The sequence below is a fragment of the Yersinia kristensenii genome, from assembly GCF_900460525.1.
In the GTDB taxonomy this organism is placed as follows: Bacteria; Pseudomonadota; Gammaproteobacteria; order Enterobacterales; family Enterobacteriaceae; genus Yersinia; species Yersinia kristensenii.
The window spans coordinates 2790187-2811442 of record NZ_UHIY01000001.1; the positions used below are offsets into that span (position 1 = coordinate 2790187).

Consider the following 21256-nt stretch of genomic DNA (forward strand, 5'->3'; position numbering starts at 1 on the left):
CCCATATTCTGCAACGTTATAATAATGTAGGGATAGGCGGAATAGGGTTAAATGTCAACAGTAAATACCTTGCCCATGGTTAATAACTAACCTCAATTATTTAGCAAAGTGTCGCGATAATGACCCGATCCGCATTGAATTGTGCAATAACCTGGCTGCCCACGCGTAAATTAAGTTTGTGCAACTCGCTGTTATTCTGTGTTGAACAGAGGCTGGCACCTCCCGCTAAGGTCAGGATAACCTCGCTGTGTTCATTACCTGGCTCAATACTGCTAACCGTCCCTGGCAGTGAGTTATCGGCAGCACCCGCCAATGCCGGGTCGGTCACCAGCTTTATCCAGGGCGCTTTGATAAGCGCCAGCACTTCTTTACCGGTGGCCAGTTGTAGTCGATCGGCACTTTGCTGGGTTATCGCTGCAGATAAGCGAGTTTTGCCGTCAGATAAAAGAATATTGATGTGTTGCTGAACATGCTGGTGGTCGCGCTCAATCACTGTACCGAAAAATTGATTACGGGCACTGGTTTGCAGTGAAAAACGAGAAATGGCCGCGAGTAAGCTGTCCAGCGGCATTGAGTCGTCTTTCAGGGTATCAAAGGCTTTTTGTTGAATTATCGCGAGCAAATCATAAAGCTGAATTAAACGCTCGCCATAGCCGGTCAGAAAAGCACCGCCGCCACCCTTGCCACCCGTCGCGCGCTCGACCAGTGTTTCCTCTGCCAATGTATTCATTTCATTGATGGCATCCCAGGCGCTTTTATAGCTAATCCCAGCGAGTTTCGCGCCCTGACTGATAGAACCCGTATTTTGTATTTGTTTAAGTAATGAAATACGTCGTGGATCGGCAAACAGTCGCTGCTGAAGTTTTAACGTAAGGAGGATTTCGGCCTGCATGATTATTTGCTCCAGCGGGAAACGGATATTGTGACTCAACAATCGATGTATATCCAATGAACATCAAGTGGATAGCGCCGAGGTTCAAACCGCACGTTTGGCAGGTTACATTCTTTTAGTGTGGGTTAAAATAACTGAATTCATTCATTGCTCGCATAAATTACAGAGAATGATATCTATTTGTTATTGTGATAACGTGGTTTATCGCGCTATAAAGTGGTCATGAGAGGTTGGTATGTTAGATCTATTGAAAAGTCTGCTCTTTGCTGTGGTCATGGTTCCGGTAGTGATGGCAGTGATTTTGGGCCTGATCTATGGGCTGGGTGAGGTATTTAACATCATCTCCAAAAGCAGTCATAAGAAAGAGCGCACTTAATACAGTTTTTTGACACAGTAATTTCTATTTTATCACTGTCTGATTTTATAAATGCCTGGTGGATTGACGCCGGGCATTTTCGTTTTTATCTTTTGCTGCCTTTCTGGCGTTATCTTGCGACAACTCAAGTTACCTCACATCTTGCCGATAAACTGAATGACCTGCCTGGCATGTTACGTTATATTTCAACGTATATAACGATATCATTCATGCGGAGAACAAGATGAAGAATCAATACGGTAAAGTGAATAAATGGGTTGCGAGTGCAGCACTGTTGGCGGCATTTTCCAGTTCAGCTATGGCGGCTGACATTACGGTTTTTGCTGCGGCCTCTTTGACCAATGCGCTGCAAGACATTTCGGCACAGTATAAAAAAGAAAAGCAAGTTGATGTCGTGGCTTCTTACGCTTCGTCTTCTACTCTGGCGCGCCAGATTGAGCAGGGCGCACCGGCGGATTTGTTTATCTCGGCTGACCAGCAATGGATGGATTATGCCATTGATAAACAACAAATGGTGGCTAACACTCGCTATACTTTGTTAGGTAATGAACTGGTGTTGATCGCGCCAAAAGACAGCAAAATTGATAAAGTCGAAATTGATAAAAAAACCGATTGGAAGAAATTGTTAGATGGTGGCCGCCTGGCTGTCGGCGATCCTGACCATGTTCCTGCCGGGATTTATGCCAAAGAGTCATTAGAGAATTTAGGTGCCTGGTCAACTTTAGCCCCTGAGATGGCGCGCGCCAATAATGTTCGCAGTGCTATGGCATTGGTCGAGCGGGCCGAAGCGCCACTGGGTATCGTCTATGGCTCAGATGCTATTGCTAGCGATAAAGTGAAAGTTGTGGGGGTATTCCCAGAAGCGAGTCATAAACCGGTTGAATACCCAATGGCGATTGTTAAGGGTCATGAAAATCCTGCCGTTACTGCTTTTTATGATTACCTGAAAAGCCCGGCAGCGGCGGTTATTTTCGAAAAATATGGATTTACCACACGCTAATGATATTGAGTGAGTATGAGTGGCAGGCCATTATTCTGAGCCTGAAGGTTTCTGGTGTGGCGGTGGCGTGCAGTTTGCCATTAGGTATTTTAATGGCATGGATTTTAGTACGCTGCCGCTTCCCCGGTAAGTCTTTGTTAGACAGCGTGATTCATTTGCCACTGGTGTTGCCGCCAGTGGTGATTGGTTATTTGCTGTTGATAAGTATGGGGCGGCGCGGTTTTATTGGCGAATGGCTCTATAGCTGGTTTGGTATTAATTTCAGTTTCAGTTGGCGCGGCGCGGCGCTGGCCTCGGCGGTGGTGGCTTTCCCGCTGATGGTCAGGGCCATCCGGCTGGCGCTGGAAGCGGTCGATACCCGCCTGGAGCTTGCAGCCCGCACATTAGGAGCGAATCCGTGGCGGGTGTTTTTCACCATTACCCTGCCGCTCTCTTTACCGGGGGTCATTGCCGGTACGGTATTATCTTTTGCCCGTTCGCTGGGGGAGTTTGGTGCGACTATCACTTTCGTTTCCAATATTCCCGGCGAAACCCGCACGATCCCTCTGGCAATGTACACCCTGATTGAAACTCCCGGCGCTGAAGCGGCGGCGGCGCGGCTGTGTATCATCGCCATTATTTTGTCACTGGTTTCTCTGTTGTTGTCCGAATGGTTGGCGCGTTGGGGCAAAAAACGCATGGGGGCACCATGCTAGAACTGGATTTCAGTCAACAATTGGGCGATTTGCATCTGCAAGTTTCCACTCATTTACCTGCGCAGGGGATTACGGCGATTTTTGGTTTGTCGGGGGCCGGTAAAACCTCATTAATCAATGTGATTGGTGGCCTGACTCGCCCGCAGCAAGGTAAAGTTGTGCTCAATGGCCGGGTGCTGGTGGATGCAGAACAGCGGATTTATCTGCCGCCGGAAAAACGCCGCGTGGGTTATGTTTTTCAGGATGCCCGCTTGTTCCCGCACTATCGCGTGATGGGCAACTTGCAATATGGCATGAACCCGTCGATGCGCGGGCAGTTTGATACCATTGTAGGGTTGCTGGGTATTGAGGCGCTATTAGGGCGCTTCCCGCTGACCCTCTCTGGCGGCGAGAAACAGCGGGTGGCCATTGGCCGTGCATTACTGACCGCCCCTGAGCTGCTGCTGATGGATGAACCCTTGGCCTCACTGGATTTGCCGCGTAAACGTGAGCTGTTGCCCTATTTGGAGCGCTTGGCGCAAGACGTCAATACCCCGATATTGTATGTCAGTCACAGTATGGATGAGATTTTGCGTCTGGCGGATCAAGTAGTGGTGATGGATGCCGGTAAAGTGCGGGCAGTGGGTGGGCTGGAGGAAGTATGGGCCAGTAGCGCACTGCGGCCATGGCTGCAACGAGAAGAGCCGAGCAGCATATTGCGAGTGAATGTCATTGGTCATCATGATCGCTATGCGATGACGGCATTGGCACTCGGCGACCAGCGGTTGTGGGTCGGTAAACTGGAGGCGCAAAAGGGCGACTCAATGCGCATCCGGATTAATGCGGCGGATGTTTCATTAGTGTTGCAACCGCCGCAAAACAGCAGTATTCGCAATATTTTGCCGGTCAAAATAGCCGAATGCCTCGAAGTTGATGGGCAGATTGATGTCAAACTGGCGGTTGGCGACCAATGGTTATGGGCCAGAATTACACCCTGGGCGCGGGATGAACTGGGGCTGAAGCCGGGCCAGTGGGTTTACGCGCAGATAAAAAGCGTGTCGTTTAATCGAAAAAATTAACTATTATCAACAGGTTAAATCGCACGTCATCGAGGCGCCTCACACTGCTGACAAAGTCGATTGAAGGGGAAATGTTCCGTTGGGGCATAGTCGCGTAAACGACCGAAGCGCCCCTAGGGACAGTCGCCCCTTCACTCATTTGGTTTTATACTGGGTTTATCATTAACCTAAGCGCCCATCACCAAGGCGCTTTTTTCGGCTTAATGATTAAGCCAACACATGCTGGCGGATAACCGCGGCAATGCCCGGCTGTTCGTTATCGGCAATCACCAAATCAGCTCGTTGTTTGATGGCATCGGCGCTATTACCCATCGCCACACCCAAACCGGCGCTCTCAAGCATACTCAGGTCGTTAAAATTATCACCAAAAGCCACGACGTCTTTCATGCTTAATCCTTGAGATTCAACCCATTGTTGCAGGCGCATTCCTTTGCTATTACCAGCTTGCGCGATATCCACCTGATCATGCCACGACCATTCACACGCCAGCCCCATTTCATCTTCTACTTTGCTGGCGAATACTTTTAGTTGCTCAATATCGGCATGGGAAGTGGCAAATTTCCAGATAGCATTGGCGCTGTGGGCAGCCTCTAACAAGCTATCGACATGAAGCAGTGTTGGGCGCTGGGCAACCGGCAATGATTCGGCCCAACTCAGGGAGCGAACCACATGCCCGCTGCTCTGCTGATAGAGCATCGCGTCATCGACATACATCAACCCGTGGATATCACTTTGCTCCAACAATTGTAATACCTGAACCGCCTGCTGAGGTTGTAATGGATTGGAATCCAAAACCTTTTTGGCTTGATAATCATATATATAGGTGCCGTTACAGCAAATTGCTGGGGTATCTAGCTCTAAAGCCTGATAAAACGGATGAATCGCCACATGATGACGGCCAGTGACCACCACCACTTTCACACCCTCAGCCCGTGCTTGGGCCAGTGCGGATAAAGATTCTGGTAAAATACGTTTCTTGCTGTCGAGCAGTGTTCCATCCAGATCCAATGCAATAATACGGTATGTCATAGCGATTCTAATCCCAAGGCGAGAAATAATATGTTTGAACAGTATTTTCTGATGGTACACCGGATAGCAGGCTGATTAAACCAAACTGGGGAACAGGGAGCATAATCGGTTAAAAATAAGCGGGATAAGTTTTGAGCCGCGCGACGGCGGACTGTTGTATTATCTAAGGTATAAATAATACCAAGTAGATTTGCCCAACAGGCCCGACTAAGGAGTAAAGATGAAGCAAGTGGTTTACGTGGCAAGCCCAGACAGTCAACAGATTCATGTCTGGCAATTAGATTCCTCCGGTGCATTAACGTTACTGCAAACGGTTGACGTACCGGGCCAAGTGCAGCCGATGAGCATCAATCCAAACCAGCGCCACCTGTATGTTGGCGTTCGTCCTGATTTTGGCATTGTTAGCTACAATATCGGCGATGATGGCACCTTAACTGCCGCCGGTATGGCACCCCTGCCGGGCAGCCCAACTCACATTGGTACGGATTTACAAGGCCGTTTCTTGTTCTCTGCTTCTTACAGTTTCAACTGTGTCAGTATCAGCCCTATTGATGAGCATGGTGTGGTACAGGCCCCTATTCAGCAGTTGGATGATTTACCCGCACCGCACTCGGCAAATATTGACCCGACCAATCAAATCTTGTTGGTGCCTTGTCTGAAAGAAGACAAAGTGCGGTTATTTGATTTGAGTACGGCGGGCAAATTAACACCACATGCGCAGGCGAATGTGACTGTTGCCGCAGGTGCTGGCCCGCGTCACATGGCCTTCCACCCTAATCAGCAGGTGGCTTATTGTGTGAATGAGCTGAATAGCTCGGTTGATGTATACCAAATCAGCAATAACGGCCAAGAATATAAGATTATTCAAACATTGGATGCCATGCCGGCTGGTTTTACCGACACCCGCTGGGCGGCGGATATTCATATCACGCCAAATGGCCGCCATCTGTATATTAGTGACCGTACTGCCAGTTTATTGGGTATTTTCAGTGTTTCTGACGACGGGCGAGAGATTGCATTGGTCGGGCATCATCCGACGGAAGCACAGCCGCGCGGTTTCAATATTGACCATAGCGGTAACTTCCTGATTTCTTCCGGTCAAAAATCCGATCATATTGAAGTGTATCGCATTGATCAGAACAGCGGTGAGCTGACCACGCTAAACCGCTACCCGGTCGGGAAAGGCCCGATGTGGGTGAGTATTTTGGCGAAATAGGCTATTTTACTTGCCATTTTGAATGTGGGCAGTGCTGGTAATCCTCACGTACTTTTTTGTACGCTCCGGTTACTGTGCGCTGTCCGCATTCAAACTGACTGCAACAATGACGCCAATAAGGTCATTTTTCTAATTGGCACTGACTACCGCAGACGCCACTGCATCCGTCAGCCGGGATAATGCCTCCGACGAAATAATATAAGGTGGCATCAGGTAAATCAGCTTGCCAAAGGGCCTGATCCACACCCCGTGTTCGACAAAGCCGCGTTGTAGGCGGGCGACATTAACTGGCTGCTTCATTTCCACTACTCCGATCGCCCCCAACACTCGCACATCTGCCACCGCTTTGTGTTCTGCTAATGGCAGCAAGGCTTGTTTTAATTGAGTTTCTATGGCGGAAACGTGCTGTTGCCAGTGATTTTCAGCCAATAAATTCAAACTCGCCGAGGCCACCGCGCAAGCCAGCGGGTTTGCCATAAATGTCGGCCCGTGCATAAAGCACCCGGCATCACCATTACTGATGGTTTCTGCCACTTTTCGGGTGGTCAGTGTGGCCGATAATGTCAGATACCCCCCTGTCAGCGCTTTGCCCAAGCAGAGAATATCTGGCACGATTTGTGCGTGTTCACAGGCGAAAAGTTTACCGGTGCGGCCAAAACCGGTGGCGATTTCATCAGCAATCAACAGAATTTGATGCTGATCGCACAGTGCTCTTACCTCACGCAAATAAGCGGGGTGGTAAATTCGCATCCCGCCCGCGCCTTGCACTATGGGCTCTAAAATCACCGCCGCAATCTCACCCGAGTGTTTTGCTATCATCGCAGCAAAATCCGTGGTGTCTTCCGGGTTCCACTCCTCATCAAAACGGCATTGTGGCGCGCTAGCGAACAGATTTTCCGCTAAATAGCCCTGATACAAACTGTGCATGGAATTCTGCGGGTCACACACTGACATCGCGCCGAAGGTATCGCCATGATAGCCATGGCGCAGGGTCAAAATCCGCTGTCGCCGCTCCCCTTTTGCTTGCCAATATTGCAAAGCCATTTTCAGGGCAACTTCTACCGCCACTGAGCCAGAATCCGCCAGAAATACACATTCCAGCGCCGGTGGCGTCATGGCGACCAGTTGTTGGCACAGCTTCACTGCTGGCGGATGAGTGATGCCGCCAAACATGACATGCGACATTTTATCTAACTGCTGATGGGCTGCCTGATTCAATGCCGGGTGATTGTATCCGTGAATAGCCGCCCACCATGACGACATGCCATCAATCAATCGCCGACCATCAGCCAGTTCTAACTCAACCCCCTCGGCTGCCACCACCGGATAGCAGGGGAGCGGATCAGTCATTGAAGTGTAGGGATGCCAAATATGGCGTTGGTCAAAAGCCAGATCAGAAGGTGTCATGAGGATAAGTTGTAAACCAAATTGATGTAAGAATGGTTGACAGTATATCGAGTTTATCTACACTGACGACACTTTTTTCTCTTCCCTGGAGAGGCCGTAATGGCAAATTATATGCGCTGGACCGTCGGGCAAGCCCAAGCCCTGTTTGAAAAACCTTTGCTGGATTTATTATTTGAAGCTCAGCAAATTCATCGTCAACATTTTGATCCGCGTCAGGTTCAGGTCAGTACCTTGTTGTCGATTAAAACCGGTGCTTGCCCGGAAGATTGCAAATATTGCCCACAAAGTTCGCGCTACAAAACCGGGCTGGAAAGTGAGCGATTAATGCAGGTCGAGCAAGTGCTGGAATCCGCAAAAAAAGCCAAAGCTGCTGGTTCAACCCGTTTCTGTATGGGGGCGGCCTGGAAAAATCCACATGAGCGCGATATGCCTTATTTGGAAAAAATGGTCGAAGGTGTTAAGGCGATGGGGATGGAAACCTGTATGACTCTGGGTTCTTTGGACAAGCAGCAAGCCCATCGGCTGGCCAATGCCGGGCTGGATTATTACAATCACAATCTGGATACCTCGCCGGAATTCTACGGCAGCATTATCACCACCCGCAGTTATCAGGAGCGGCTCGATACTCTCAGTGAAGTGCGCGATGCCGGCATCAAGGTTTGCTCCGGCGGGATTGTCGGGCTGGGGGAGACGGTGCGTGACCGGGCAGGGCTGTTAGTGCAACTGGCGAATTTGCCGAAACCGCCGGAAAGTGTGCCGATCAACATGCTGGTCAAAGTGAAAGGCACGCCAATGGAAAACAACGAAGATGTGGATGCGTTCGACTTCATTCGCACTATCGCGATTGCCCGCATCATGATGCCCACCTCCTATGTGCGGCTCTCTGCTGGTCGTGAGCAGATGAATGAGCAGACCCAGGCTATGTGCTTTATGGCGGGTGCTAACTCCATTTTCTACGGCTGCAAACTACTCACCACACCGAACCCGGAAGAAGATAAAGATTTGCAGTTATTCCGTAAGTTGGGGCTAAACCCACAGCAGACGGCAACTCATCACGGCGATCGTGAGCAGCAGCAGGCCTTGACCGAGCAATTATTGCATAGCGATTCTTTGCCCGAGGATGCGGTTCAATTTTACAACGCGGCAGTCTGATGAGCTGGCAGAACAAAATAGAGCGGGGTTTACAGCAGCGGCGCGAGGCGGCAGCTTATCGCACTCGCCAGATGAATGACGGCGCTAATGGCCGCTGGTTGCAGACGGGGGCTCGACGATATCTTAACTTTTCCAGTAATGATTATCTGGGGCTAAGTCAGGATGCCGGTGTGATTGCGGCTTGGCAGCAGGGCGCGCAGCGCTATGGGGTCGGTAGCGGCGGCTCCGGCCATGTGACCGGTTACAGCTTGCCTCATGCCCAATTGGAACAACAATTGGCCGATTGGCTGGGTTACCCACGCGCCTTGTTGTTTATCTCCGGCTATGCGGCCAATCAGGCGGTATTAGCGGCATTAACCGCTGCTGATGACCGAATTTTGGCGGATAAACTCAGTCACGCCTCTTTGCTGGAGGCCGCCGCGCACTCAGCGGCTCAACTGCGGCGTTTTGCTCACAATCAACCCGATTCTCTGCAAAAATTGCTGCATAAGCCGTGTTCGGGCCAAACGTTGGTGGTGACGGAAGGCGTTTTTAGCATGGACGGTGACAGTGCGCCGTTGGCGGCTTTACAACAACAGACTGCGGCGGCAGGGGGTTGGTTACTGGTGGATGATGCCCATGGCATCGGCGTGCGGGGGCATGCGGGGCGGGGTAGCTGTCAGTTGCAAGGGGTGAAACCAGCGCTATTGGTAGTCACTTTTGGTAAGGCATTTGGTTTAAGCGGCGCGGCAGTATTGTGTCAGGAACCGGTGGCTGAATATTTGTTGCAATATGCACGTCACCTGATTTACAGCACCGCGATGCCACCGGCGCAGGCCTGTGCTTTGCAAGCCGCCTTGCTGCGTATTCAGCAAGGTGATGATTTACGGCAACAACTTCAGCAACGTATTGCGCAATTTCGGCGCGGTGCGGCAGATTTAACGCTGTCATTAGGGGCCTCTGAAACCGCCATCCAGCCGCTCTTGGTGGGTGACAATCAGCGGACAGTGGCCCTGGCGGAGCAACTGCGCACGGCGGGTTTATGGGCCACCGCCATTCGCCCGCCGACTGTCCCACCCGGTGGGGCTCGATTGCGTATTACCCTGAGTGCCGCCCACCAACGTGAGGATATCGACCGGTTGCTGGAGGTGCTATATGGCATTTGTCACTGACAAGCTACCGCTGGCAATCAATCAGCGCCAAGTCAATAAACCGGCGATTGCGGCGGCTTTTAGCCGGGCTGCTGGCAGTTACGACACCGCTGCTGATTTACAGCGTGAAACCGGTCATACCTTGCTGGCCCTCGGGGTGCAGCATCCGGGGCGGTCTGTATTGGATGCGGGCTGCGGCACTGGGCATTTCTCCCGCCTGTGGCGCGATCACGGTAAGCAGGTAATTGCCTTGGATTTGGCGGTCGGGATGCTGGAACATGCCCGCCAACATCAAGCTGCCGATGACTATCTTCTCGCCGATATTGAAAATATTCCGCTAGCGGATCAATCAGTTGATATCAGCTTTAGCAACTTAGCGGTGCAGTGGTGCGCCGATTTACCGCTAGCGTTGGCAGAACTGTATCGGGTTACACGTAGCGGAGGAATCATTCTGTTTTCGACACTGGCAAGCGGCTCGCTTGATGAGTTGGGGCGAGCGTGGCAACAGGTTGATGGCAAGCGGCATGTGAATGATTTTCTATCATTTCAGCATATTAGCGCGGCTTGTCAGAGCTATCGGCACACACTGACACCGCAGTTGTATCAGCAACAGTTTCCGAATGTCATTGCGCTTATGCGCTCGCTACAGGGCATTGGTGCCACGCATTTGCATCAGGGGCGGGAGGCTGGGTTGAGTGGCCGCGAACGCCTAATAGCCTTACAGCGCGCTTATAATATGCAATCCGGTTATTACCCGCTGAGTTACCATCTAGTTTATGGGGTTATTTATCGTGACTAAACGTTGGTTTATCACCGGCACAGATACTGATGTCGGTAAGACAGTTGCCAGCTGTGCATTATTACAAGCTGCTGCACTTGAGGGACATCGCACTGCCGGTTATAAACCGGTGGCCTCGGGCAGCCAGATGACGGCTGATGGCTTGCGTAACAGTGACGCACTGGCGTTACAGGCTAACAGCACTCAAGTATTGTCTTATGCGCAGGTGAATCCACTGGTATTGCAAGAGGCGACCTCGCCACATATTGCTAGCGTCAGTGAAGGGCAAGAGATTCATTTATCTGTGTTATCTGAAGGATTACGTCAACTGGAGCAATCCGCTGACTGGATACTGGTCGAAGGGGCGGGGGGCTGGTTTACTCCGCTGTCCCCCCAAGCCACTTTTGCCGATTGGGTGCAACAAGAACAATTGCCGGTGATTATGGTTGTTGGGATAAAGCTGGGGTGCATCAATCATGCATTGTTGACGGCTTTGGCAATTGAGCAGGCGGGGCTGACTCTGGCAGGCTGGGTAACAAACGAGGTGATACCGGCTGGTAGGCGGCAATCTGAATACAGGGAAACACTGACACGGATGATAAGTGCGCCATTATTGGGGGGTATTCCCCATCTTACTGATCTTGCAACTAATCCCACCACTGAGCGGCGTGACCTTGGCCGCTATTTGGATTTGAACTTATTGGCAGTACCAAGGTAAATACGGATTTTTAGCCATTAGACGACGAAAAGGGCTAATACCGGTTATTAGCCTACTTTTTCTTTTTGCTCCAATATGTTGCTGACGGAGCTTGCCTGCACCATATCAACTGGCTAAATGCTCAATAATCATATTTTCATCCAATTGATCTAACGTCCCTTGCGCCACATTCCTGCCGCCTGCCATCAGACAGAATCTATCCGCAACATGTTGAATAAATGGCAATCTATGTTCGACTAATAATACCGTCATGCCAAGGCTATGGCTGAGCTGGTGCAAAATATTACCCATCTCTTCACACAGTGGCGGTAACACGCCGCAACCCGGCTCATCAAGGATAAGCAGTTCCGGCTCGGCTACCAGTGCGCGGGCAATGGCCAATTGTTGCTGCTGATGGCGGCTGAGTTCGCCACCCCGCAGACGGCGTTTGTCATATAACTGGGGAAACAACTCAAACACCCAGCTCGGAATATGGCGCGATTTATGGCGGCCCGCCAATACGGCTATCAACATATTTTCCTCAACACTCATTTGGGAAAATATCTGTTGTCCTTGAGGAACATAGCCGATGCCCAGTGCTGTCCGCCCCTCGACTGGCTGCTGTAGCAAATTCTGTGGTGGTTCATGGTTAGGCTGCCAGATCATGGTGCCACTTTTAATGGGCAGATGGCCCATGATGCAATTAATTAATGTGGTTTTCCCGACGCCGTTACGGCCAATCAGACAAGTACATTGACCGCGTGGAATCTCCAGATTGATATCCCAAAGGATATGATTCTGCCCATAGTATTGATTTACAGCGGTTAAACTTAGCATCAGTGCTTCTCCTTAGTCAGTCTCAGTTGTTCACAGGTATCCCGGTGTTCTGTAACGGCTAGTGAAGGATTAACCAGCAAATCTGAATACTGGATAGCGGCAGCACAGCATAAAAAACCACCTTTCTGATGAGGGGTTGCAAGTCACTATCTACCAAGATCAAGCAACTCTTGGGCCAAGTTGTGGCGAACCGAGCCAAAATAGGTATGTTAATGGGCTGTAAATGGTTTTGGTGCGCGAGAATACACACAAATAGCTCAAACTGCGGGGGGATAGGAGAGGAACCGGCATTTTTTGCACTTAAGCAGTGCTATCAAGTAGAACATGGTGCAAACGATATAGTCACGCCGGTGAGTGTTGAGTTGGTACACCTGGAATGTTGAGATTATAGAATTAGCAAATAGATTTGTTAGCATTAATTGAAATATGCGGTGAAATAAAAATGTAAAAAAAACACTAAAAAAGCCAGTTTGTCACTATTACATCGCTAAGCTTTGCTTTTCGCCAACACGCGGCCCTCATGGGGTTGAATGAGTTATCCACCATTCCTGTGGATAACCTTGTGCATTAGCCATAGAAAACTAAAGGCAGACGAGAGCGGGCGCGGCTTCCGCTCGTGTTGTCCGGATTCTCGACTTTTTAATAAAATACTTTTATTTCAATGTGTTAACTAAAATCAAGCATTCAAAAAATATGGCTTGTATATATGGATGATCTTTAATCAATTAACTATCAGTAATATATTTATGTTAACGGCTGGGGATAAGAATACGTTGAGGGTGCAAATGTTAGTAGCATGTCACTGAAATAATGCAAAGGTTCTCGCATTGAGAGATATTTCGGCATTTTGCTGCTTGAAGCTGGTTTTATATCCAGTATCATAGCAGTGGCAAAAATCTATGGGGCTTTCATAATTAGCCTCCTGACAGTGTGTATTTCTCCGGCGGGTAACAAATTCATGAGTAAATTATTCAAACTACATTCTGAGTTTAAGCCAGCAGGTGACCAGCCTGAGGCCATCCGTAAACTGGAGGAGGGGCTGGAAAATGGTCTGGCCCACCAAACGCTGTTAGGGGTGACGGGCTCGGGTAAAACCTTTACGGTTGCCAATGTTATTGCTGATTTGAATCGACCCACGATGGTGCTAGCGCCCAACAAAACCTTGGCGGCACAGCTTTATGGCGAGATGAAAGAGTTTTTCCCCGATAACGCAGTAGAATATTTCGTCTCTTACTATGACTATTATCAGCCTGAAGCCTATGTCCCAAGCTCTGATACCTTTATTGAGAAAGATGCCTCGGTAAACGAGCATATCGAGCAAATGCGGCTATCGGCGACTAAGGCCCTGCTGGAGCGGCGTGATGTCGTGGTGGTGGCCTCGGTCTCTGCCATTTATGGTTTGGGTGACCCTGATTTATACCTGAAAATGATGCTGCATTTAACCAAGGGCATGATAATTGATCAGCGCGCAATTTTACGGCGTTTGTCAGAGTTGCAATACAGTCGCAATGATCAGGTATTTCAACGCGGTACTTTCCGGGTACGTGGTGAGGTTATCGACATCTTCCCGGCGGAATCTGATGAATGGGCTGTGCGGGTTGAGTTATTTGATGAGGAAGTCGAGCGCTTATCCATCTTTGATCCACTCACTGGCCAGTTACAGCACGAAGTTCCCCGTTTTACTGTTTATCCTAAAACGCACTATGTGACCCCGAGGGAGCGAATTTTACAGGCAATGGAAGACATCAAAGTTGAGCTGGCTGAGCGGCGTCAGGTGCTATTAGCCAACAACAAATTGGTTGAAGAACAGCGTATTACGCAGCGAACTCAGTTTGACTTGGAAATGATGAATGAGCTGGGCTATTGCTCCGGCATTGAAAACTATTCTCGCTATCTTTCTGGCCGTGGGCCGGGTGAAGCGCCGCCAACACTCTTCGATTACTTACCGGCGGATGGTTTGCTGATTGTTGATGAATCTCACGTCACTATCCCGCAAATCGGTGGGATGTACAAAGGTGACCGTTCGCGTAAAGAAACATTGGTGGAATATGGCTTCCGACTGCCATCGGCGCTGGATAACCGCCCTATGCGTTTTGAAGAATTCGAAGCTCTGGCGCCCCAGACCATTTATGTTTCGGCTACACCAGGCAAATATGAACTGGAGAAATCCGGTGGCGATATTATTGAGCAGGTGGTGCGCCCAACTGGCTTGCTCGACCCATTGATTGAGGTGCGCCCTGTGGCAACACAGGTGGATGATTTGCTGTCAGAGATCCGCATCCGCGCCGCGATTAATGAGCGGGTACTGGTGACCACGCTGACTAAGCGGATGGCTGAAGATTTAACTGAGTATCTGGTAGAACATGGTGCGCGGGTACGTTACTTGCATTCGGATATTGATACCGTTGAGCGCGTAGAGATTATCCGCGATTTGCGGCTGGGCGAGTTTGATGTGCTGGTGGGGATCAACTTACTGCGAGAAGGGCTGGATATGCCGGAGGTTTCTCTCGTCGCTATCCTTGATGCGGATAAAGAAGGTTTCCTGCGCTCTGAGCGCTCCTTAATCCAGACCATTGGCCGTGCAGCACGTAACCTCAATGGTAAAGCTATTCTTTATGGCGACAGAATTACAGCCTCGATGGAAAAAGCCATTGGCGAAACGCAGCGGCGTCGGGCTAAGCAGCAAACTTACAATGAAGAGCGTGGCATTATTCCACAGGGGCTCAACAAGAAAGTCGGCGATATTCTGCAATTGGGCCAACCTTCACTGCGTGGCAAAGGGAAAGGGCGGGGCGGTAAAGTGGTTGATACCCATGATTATCAATCTCTGGCACCGAAAGCGCTTGATCAAAAAATCCGGGAGTTGGAAGCGAAAATGTACACTCACGCGCAAAATCTGGAGTTCGAACAGGCGGCAGAATTACGCGATCAGGTACATCAGCTGCGCCAGCAGTTTATCGCCATATCTTAATAGCTTGCGGCATACCTCGATTCCTCGTAAGGTGTGCCGCTAAATTTAGGGTTAATAGATAAATAAAAAGGGAAAATGATGAACGACCATGTATCAAAAGATCCGTTACACGGCATTACCCTTGAACAATTGTTGACCAAATTGGTCGAGCACTATGGCTGGGAAGAGTTGGCACACCGCATTCGGATCAACTGTTTCATCAGCGATCCGAGCATTAAATCTAGTTTGAAATTTTTGCGGCGAACTCCGTGGGCGCGTACTAAAGTGGAAGAGCTATACATCCACATGAATGATACTGCGGCTTTAGAAGAAAAATTTCGTAACTCACTGGGCTAGCCCACTGACACAGAACTTACGCCACCCAATTGCTGTAAGGTGGTTTCCAGCGCCAGGCGCAGTAGCTCCCTGTCATGGCGATAGGGGATATCTTTGGCTTCCAAGGGCTGCTGTACAATGATTCTGTCCGTAACTCCGCTGATATCAATACGCGGGCTGACAATAGCGGCATCAATGATTTTTCTGCCAATCTTACTTTCCATTATTGCCAGTTTTTCGTGCAATGACAGCTCCGCGGCGGCGATACTTAGCTCGCGCCCTAGGTTGCCAATATAAATCATACTGGCCGAGCTACGCCGTAGAGCTTGAGTGAGATCATCGAGCAATAACAGTGGCATCAGGCTAGTCAAAAAACTGCCCGGGCCGATTAAAATAACATCCGCCTGGCTGATAGCTTCAATCGCTTCCTTGGTTGCATGGACATGGGGTGATAGCAGCATTTCTTGTGGCATATGTGCAAGTTGGTCAATGTTGACTTCACCGTAAATCGGATGCCCTTCAGTATCTATGGCCAGCAAGTCGACAGGTTGTTCTGACATTGGGATCAACCATGCATCGATTTTCAGCAAACTACGCACCAGATTAATGGCTTCAAGAGGGCGGATGCTAAGGTGGTCCAGCGATTTGAGCATTAAATTGCCCAGATTATGGCCCGCCAGTTCACCATTGCCGGTAAAACGGTATTCGAACATTGCGGAAGCTACACTGGGTTCAGTGATCAATTGATTCAGACAATTACGAGTATCCCCCCAGGCAATTCCCCCCTCGGAGCGGCGTATGCGGCCGGTCGACCCCCCATTATCAGTGGTGGTAACAATACCGGTCAGGCGTGAACCTAAAGATGAAAGAGCTGACATCACCCGCCCCAGCCCATGCCCTCCACCTAATGCAACTACCCGGTCGAGATCCGCTAATGTGCGATTTCGCATATTTTTCCTGCCTAAATATTGTAATAAGCATAGCTAATGGTGAAATTGCTGCATAAGTTAACGGATTTGCTGCCAAAACGCGATAAAAGCCATGATTTTCGTGATTTTAAACAAAGTATTAGCCGCGGAATAAAATAAGCTCAATAACCCTAATTTTTGTGGCGTAAGTCGTTGTATATAAAAATATATAACGAAAAACAGCGATTGGCTATCTTGTCGTTTTAGCGTTAGAATCTGCAAATAAAGTAAGGTCTTTGGCGGTTAGCCGCTGTAGCGAATTTTGCTTTTTTAACCATGGTTCAGTTAGCTGCGAGCAAACAGCGTCTGAGCACAAACTCCTAGCCTTGGTGTCTACGTTGTTGCTTTTATGGACAATATGATGCTCTGGCCGTGGCTTTATGCCACCAGGGTGCGAGGTAGAAATGCCTGCATCTCCCGTATTTGGAAAGGTGTTATGGTACAACTTACAGACGCATTTGCGCGCAAGTTCTATTATTTGCGCCTATCGATTACAGATGTGTGCAATTTTCGTTGCACATATTGCCTGCCTGATGGCTATCGCCCGGACGGATTAAAAAGTTTCCTAAGCCTAGACGAAATAAGTCGCGTCAGCCGTGCATTTGCCATGTTAGGAACTGAAAAAATCCGTTTAACTGGCGGCGAGCCGTCTATGCGCCGCGATTTTACCGACATCATCGCCACCATTCGTCAAAATTCCGCGATCCGCACTTTGGCGGTGACCACCAATGGTTATCGTTTAGCGCGTGATGCCGCACAGTGGCGCGAGGCGGGGTTGACGGCGATTAATGTCAGTGTTGATAGCCTCGACCCTCGACAATTTCATGCCATCACTGGGCAAGATAAATTTCATCAAGTGATGCAAGGGATTGATGCCGCCTTTGATGCGGGTTTTGAGAAAGTCAAAATCAATGCCGTACTGATGCGGGATGTCAATGACAAGAATCTCGGGGCATTCCTTAGCTGGATAAAATCTCGGCCCATTCAACTGCGATTTATCGAATTGATGGAGACCGGTGAGGGCGGCAATATGTTCCGCAAACACCATGTTTCCGGTGATGTTATCCGTCAGCAATTACTCCAGCAAGGCTGGCAACAGCAAGAGCGCGCCCGCAGTGACGGCCCCGCTCAAGTGTTCCATCACCCGGACTACTTAGGGGAGATTGGGCTTATCATGCCTTATGAGAAAGACTTCTGTGCCAGTTGCAACCGCCTACGTGTTTCTGCACTGGGAAACCTGCATTTATGCTTATTTGGCGAGCAGGGTATCACGCTGCGTGATTTGTTAGGCAGTGATGACCAGCAATATGAATTAATGGCGCGAATTCAAAGTGCATTGCAAACCAAGAAGCAAACTCATTTCTTGCATCAAGGTAATAGCGGCATTACGCAAAATTTATCATTTATTGGTGGCTGATTGGCTGCAACATTAAGAACAAAGGTTATATATGACCCAATTGACTCACATTAATGCCGCTGGCGAAGCCCATATGGTGGATGTATCCGCCAAAGTTGAAACTGTACGTGAAGCGCGTGCGGAAGCCTTTGTTGAAATGCATGCCGCGACATTGGCGATGATTATTGATGGTAGCCATCATAAAGGCGATGTGTTTGCCACCGCACGAATTGCCGGTATTCAAGCGGCAAAAAAAACCTGGGAATTGATTCCCCTGTGCCACCCGTTATTACTGACTAAAGTAGAAGTCCAACTGGAAGCGCAGCCGGAGCACAATCGAGTTCGTATCGAGTCCTGCTGCCGCCTGACAGGTAAAACTGGGGTGGAAATGGAAGCCTTGACGGCGGCATCCGTCGCGGCGCTGACCATTTACGACATGTGTAAAGCCGTACAAAAAGACATGATAATTGGCCCGGTTCGCCTGTTGGCGAAAAGTGGCGGTAAATCTGGTGATTTTAAGGTAAACCCATGATTGAAATTCTATTTTTTGCTCAGGTGCGTGAGTTGGTGGGGACAGACCGCTTGCAAGTGGCTGCGGAGTTTTCAACCGTTGACGCTTTGCGCCAATCTTTGTGTCAACGGGGTGACCGCTGGCAGTTGGCTCTCGAAGAGGGGAAATTGCTCACAGCAGTGAATCAATCGCTGGTCAATGCTCAACACCCCTTGGTGGCTGGGGATGAAGTGGCTTTCTTCCCGCCGGTGACGGGAGGTTAATGATGGACAACACGCGCATTCGTGTCGGGCCGGAGGCATTTAATGTCGGCGAAGAATACACTTGGTTGTCGCAGTGTGATGAAGACGGTGCGGTGGTGACCTTTACCGGCAAAGTCCGTAACCACAATTTGGGCGCCAATGTCAGTGCGTTGACACTAGAACATTACCCTGGCATGACAGAAAAAGCGCTGGATGAAATTATTGCCCAAGCACGTAGCCGCTGGCCCTTACAGCGCGTGTCAGTGATTCATCGGGTTGGACCTTTGTTCCCCGGAGATGAAATCGTCTTTGTTGGTGTGACCAGCGCTCATCGCAGTATGGCGTTTGAGTCAGCTGAGTTTATTATGGATTATCTGAAAACACGGGCACCATTTTGGAAACGTGAAGCAACCACTGACGGCGAACGCTGGGTCGAATCTCGCGACAGTGATCATGCCGCCGCCAAGCGCTGGTAAACTGTAAGTAAACCCGTGTAAAGATTGGCCCTAAATACCTATTTTTACTCCCTTGTTTGCCCTATTTCTGTGGTACCCTAACAAAGTCGGTGGGCTGTCAGTTGATGGCCTGTATCATTATTTATATGCATAAGGTAACTACCATGGATCGCTATCCACGCTCTAATGGTTCAATTGTCGAACGTGCTAACTCTGGCATTCAGGCATATATGGCGCAGGTATACGGCTGGATGACCTGTGGTCTGTTATTAACAGCGGTAGTCGCGTGGTATGCAGCGAACACCCCTTCAATTATTTTTGCTTTGCAGTCAAATCAAATCCTGTTCTTTGGGTTGATTATTGCTCAGCTTGGTTTGGTTTTTGTTATCTCTGGCATGATTAACCGCCTGAGTGGATCAGCCGCAACGTCACTGTTTATGCTGTACTCTGCGCTAACAGGGCTGACGCTTTCCAGCATCTTGATACTGTACACCGGCGCATCAATCGCCAGTACTTTTGTCATCTGTGCCGGGATGTTTGGTGCTATGAGCCTATATGGCTATACCACTAAACGTGATTTGAGTGGGTTGGGCAGCATCCTGTTTATGGGGCTGATCGGTATCATTCTGGCGTCTTTGGTTAACATTTGGCTAAAAAGCCCGGCGTTGATGTGGGCGGTGACTTACATTGGTGTTTTAGTGTTTGTTGGCCTGACGGCTTACGATACCCAGAAATTGAAAAACATGGGCGCGCAGTTAGATGCCAATGATAAAGATGGTTTCCGTAAGTATGCCATCGTCGGCGCACTGACCCTGTATCTTGATTTCATCAACCTGTTCCTGATGTTGTTGCGCATTTTCGGCAACCGCCGTTAAGCGGGTTAATTAAGGGCTGCGGCGCGGCAAACTTGCCCGGCGTACGCAACTCTAAATTTGAAAGGACACCAAGTTGGTGTCCTTTTTATTTTTTGTGAGTACAGATATTTGCTGTGTTACGCGATTTTCCGCCTGAACATCCCGTAGGCCGCACTCCCCGTCGTGGCGGTTATCACCAACAGTGGCCATAAGCTGTGCCAGATAATGTCGAAGCTGGCATCCTTGAGATAAATCTGTTTGGTGATATCAGTAAAGTGGCGGATAGGATTGATCCACGTGATATTTTGTAGCCAAACGGGCATGTTCTCCACCGGAGAGACATAACCGGAAAGCAAGATTGCGGGCATCATAAAGACAAATACACCAATAAAGGCTTGTTGCTGAGTTGAGCATAATGATGAAATCAACAGACCAAAACCGACCAGTGACAAGCCGTAGAGCAGCATGGTGCCATAAAACAGTGCCAGTGATCCCGCAAAGGGAATTTGGTAGAAAAATATCCCAATAAACAACACGATAGTGGCCTGGAAAGTAGCCACTATCAGGGCCGGAACTGCTTTGCCAATAAATATCTGCCAGGTTGTCAGTGGGGAAACCAGAAGCTGTTCCAGTGTCCCTTGTTCCCGTTCACGGGCGACCGACAGTGAGGTGACAATCAACACGCCAATAGTTGTAATCATCGCTATCAATGATGGCACCACAAACCATTTGTAATCCAAGTTTGGGTTATACCAATTTCGAATCACTAGCTCACTGTTATTGGGTTTGATTTGCCCCTTGGTCAATTCTAATTGGTAATCCTGTACGATTTGCTGAATGTAATTTGCGGCTATTTGGGCGCTGTTGGAATTGCGGCCATCTAAGACCAACTGTAACTGAGTTGTTTTGCCATTGGCTAAATCTGCACTGAATTGCGCAGGGAAGCGAATCAACAGCAGTGCTTTCTGGTTATCAATTACTGGCTGAATTTCTTGTGGGCTGTGCAGCAGCAACACATGAGAAAATGCTTCAGCTTTAGCAAAGCGCTGAGTGAGTTCTATTGATGCTTTACCGCTATCTTCGCTGTAAATGGCGATAGTGGCATTGGTCACTTCTAATGTGGCGGCAAATGGGAATAGTATTACCTGCAATATCACCGGCATGATTAATATCGCACGGGTTTGCGGTTCGCGCAGTAGCGACTGCAACTCTTTAATAATCAAGGTATAAAGGCGATGAAACATGGTTAACTCCCTTCCGTTAATCTAGCCGACGAC

General features: G+C 49.3%; 22 protein-coding genes and 1 riboswitch. Of the genes, 16 read left to right on the forward strand and 6 right to left on the reverse strand.

Annotated elements, in window-relative coordinates; genetic code table 11:
* Window positions 1-100 precede the first annotated feature (100 nt).
* Window positions 101-892 (reverse strand): molybdenum-dependent transcriptional regulator, encoded by a 792-nt coding sequence (gene modE / locus DX162_RS12715; protein WP_032820292.1) that lies wholly within the window; start codon window positions 890-892, stop codon window positions 101-103.
* A gap of 235 nt (window positions 893-1127) precedes the next feature.
* Here modE and DX162_RS12720 point away from each other — a divergent pair, with 235 nt between their 5' ends.
* The 4 genes from DX162_RS12720 to modC all read left to right on the forward strand — a co-directional run bounded on the left by DX162_RS12720 (window position 1128) and on the right by modC (window position 4021).
* Window positions 1128-1268 carry an AcrZ family multidrug efflux pump-associated protein gene (locus tag DX162_RS12720; RefSeq protein WP_004391559.1) on the forward strand — a complete coding sequence of 47 codons (141 nt, stop codon included), beginning with the start codon at window positions 1128-1130 and terminating at the stop codon, window positions 1266-1268.
* Between the two features lie 223 nt (window positions 1269-1491).
* Entirely contained in the window at window positions 1492-2268 is a 777-nt protein-coding gene (gene modA / locus DX162_RS12725) for a molybdate ABC transporter substrate-binding protein (RefSeq protein ID WP_004391558.1), read from the forward strand.
* Window positions 2268-2963: a molybdate ABC transporter permease subunit gene (gene modB / locus DX162_RS12730; RefSeq protein ID WP_032820291.1), complete on the forward strand. Its 696-nt coding sequence runs from the start codon at window positions 2268-2270 to the stop codon at window positions 2961-2963. The genes modA and modB overlap by 1 nt, the downstream gene beginning before the upstream one ends.
* Entirely contained in the window at window positions 2957-4021 is a 1065-nt protein-coding gene (modC, locus tag DX162_RS12735) for a molybdenum ABC transporter ATP-binding protein ModC (RefSeq protein WP_050118093.1), read from the forward strand. Before modB ends, modC begins: the two co-directional genes overlap by 7 nt.
* Window positions 4022-4228: 207 nt before the next feature.
* On the opposite strand, the gene DX162_RS12740 is transcribed toward modC, so the two are convergent.
* Entirely contained in the window at window positions 4229-5050 is an 822-nt protein-coding gene (locus DX162_RS12740; protein ID WP_032820290.1) for a pyridoxal phosphatase, read from the reverse strand.
* Window positions 5051-5270: 220 nt separating this feature from the next.
* Between DX162_RS12740 and pgl the strand changes: the two genes are divergently transcribed.
* Window positions 5271-6266 (forward strand): 6-phosphogluconolactonase, encoded by a 996-nt coding sequence (gene pgl, locus DX162_RS12745; protein ID WP_004391555.1) that lies wholly within the window; start codon window positions 5271-5273, stop codon window positions 6264-6266.
* Between the two features lie 129 nt (window positions 6267-6395).
* On the opposite strand, the gene bioA is transcribed toward pgl, so the two are convergent.
* The gene (gene bioA / locus DX162_RS12750) at window positions 6396-7673 is read right to left on the reverse strand and encodes an adenosylmethionine--8-amino-7-oxononanoate transaminase (protein WP_004391554.1); all 1278 of its coding nucleotides are present in this window, start codon (window positions 7671-7673) and stop codon (window positions 6396-6398) included.
* Window positions 7674-7772: 99 nt separating this feature from the next.
* Between bioA and bioB the strand changes: the two genes are divergently transcribed.
* From bioB to bioD, 4 genes are read left to right on the forward strand one after another with little or no spacing between them, the layout of a single operon-like run.
* Window positions 7773-8825, forward strand: a complete 1053-nt coding sequence (gene bioB, locus DX162_RS12755) for a biotin synthase BioB (protein WP_032820289.1) — start codon at window positions 7773-7775, stop codon at window positions 8823-8825.
* Entirely contained in the window at window positions 8825-9976 is a 1152-nt protein-coding gene (gene bioF / locus DX162_RS12760; RefSeq protein ID WP_004391553.1) for an 8-amino-7-oxononanoate synthase, read from the forward strand. The genes bioB and bioF overlap by 1 nt, the downstream gene beginning before the upstream one ends.
* Window positions 9960-10754 (forward strand): malonyl-ACP O-methyltransferase BioC, encoded by a 795-nt coding sequence (gene bioC, locus DX162_RS12765; protein WP_032820288.1) that lies wholly within the window; start codon window positions 9960-9962, stop codon window positions 10752-10754. Before bioF ends, bioC begins: the two co-directional genes overlap by 17 nt.
* Window positions 10747-11451, forward strand: a complete 705-nt coding sequence (gene bioD / locus DX162_RS12770) for a dethiobiotin synthase (RefSeq protein WP_032820302.1) — start codon at window positions 10747-10749, stop codon at window positions 11449-11451. The genes bioC and bioD overlap by 8 nt, the downstream gene beginning before the upstream one ends.
* 105 nt (window positions 11452-11556) lie before the next feature.
* Here bioD and DX162_RS12775 read toward each other — a convergent pair whose 3' ends face one another.
* Window positions 11557-12267, reverse strand: a complete 711-nt coding sequence (locus DX162_RS12775) for an ABC transporter ATP-binding protein (RefSeq protein ID WP_004391550.1) — start codon at window positions 12265-12267, stop codon at window positions 11557-11559.
* A gap of 958 nt (window positions 12268-13225) precedes the next feature.
* Here DX162_RS12775 and uvrB point away from each other — a divergent pair.
* Window positions 13226-15238, forward strand: coding sequence for an excinuclease ABC subunit UvrB (gene uvrB / locus DX162_RS12785; RefSeq protein WP_032820286.1), 2013 nt, complete (start codon window positions 13226-13228; stop codon window positions 15236-15238).
* 78 nt (window positions 15239-15316) lie between these two features.
* The gene (locus DX162_RS12790; RefSeq protein ID WP_032820285.1) at window positions 15317-15574 is read left to right on the forward strand and encodes a VF530 family protein; all 258 of its coding nucleotides are present in this window, start codon (window positions 15317-15319) and stop codon (window positions 15572-15574) included.
* Here DX162_RS12790 and yvcK read toward each other — a convergent pair.
* Window positions 15571-16503, reverse strand: a complete 933-nt coding sequence (gene yvcK, locus DX162_RS12795) for a uridine diphosphate-N-acetylglucosamine-binding protein YvcK (protein WP_004391548.1) — start codon at window positions 16501-16503, stop codon at window positions 15571-15573. The two genes, DX162_RS12790 and yvcK, sit on opposite strands and share 4 nt — an antisense overlap.
* Window positions 16504-16826: 323 nt before the next feature.
* Window positions 16827-16971: riboswitch (molybdenum cofactor riboswitch) on the forward strand.
* Here yvcK and moaA point away from each other — a divergent pair.
* The 5 genes from moaA to DX162_RS12820 all read left to right on the forward strand — a co-directional run bounded on the left by moaA (window position 16958) and on the right by DX162_RS12820 (window position 20000).
* Window positions 16958-17938, forward strand: coding sequence for a GTP 3',8-cyclase MoaA (gene moaA, locus DX162_RS12800; protein WP_032820283.1), 981 nt, complete (start codon window positions 16958-16960; stop codon window positions 17936-17938). (Overlaps the previous riboswitch by 14 nt.)
* A gap of 31 nt (window positions 17939-17969) precedes the next feature.
* A complete protein-coding gene (moaC, locus tag DX162_RS12805; protein ID WP_004391544.1) occupies window positions 17970-18449 on the forward strand; it encodes a cyclic pyranopterin monophosphate synthase MoaC in 480 nt (159 codons plus the stop codon).
* A complete protein-coding gene (gene moaD, locus DX162_RS12810; RefSeq protein WP_032820282.1) occupies window positions 18446-18691 on the forward strand; it encodes a molybdopterin synthase sulfur carrier subunit in 246 nt (81 codons plus the stop codon). The genes moaC and moaD overlap by 4 nt, the downstream gene beginning before the upstream one ends.
* A gap of 2 nt (window positions 18692-18693) precedes the next feature.
* Window positions 18694-19146 carry a molybdopterin synthase catalytic subunit MoaE gene (gene moaE / locus DX162_RS12815; RefSeq protein ID WP_032820301.1) on the forward strand — a complete coding sequence of 151 codons (453 nt, stop codon included), beginning with the start codon at window positions 18694-18696 and terminating at the stop codon, window positions 19144-19146.
* 143 nt (window positions 19147-19289) lie between these two features.
* Complete coding sequence (locus tag DX162_RS12820; RefSeq protein ID WP_032820281.1) at window positions 19290-20000, forward strand: Bax inhibitor-1/YccA family protein; 711 nt, start codon at window positions 19290-19292, stop codon at window positions 19998-20000.
* A gap of 116 nt (window positions 20001-20116) precedes the next feature.
* Here the strand turns inward: DX162_RS12820 and DX162_RS12825 are convergent, their stop codons facing one another.
* Window positions 20117-21223 carry an ABC transporter permease gene (locus tag DX162_RS12825; RefSeq protein ID WP_004391541.1) on the reverse strand — a complete coding sequence of 369 codons (1107 nt, stop codon included), beginning with the start codon at window positions 21221-21223 and terminating at the stop codon, window positions 20117-20119.
* Window positions 21224-21256 lie beyond the last annotated feature (33 nt).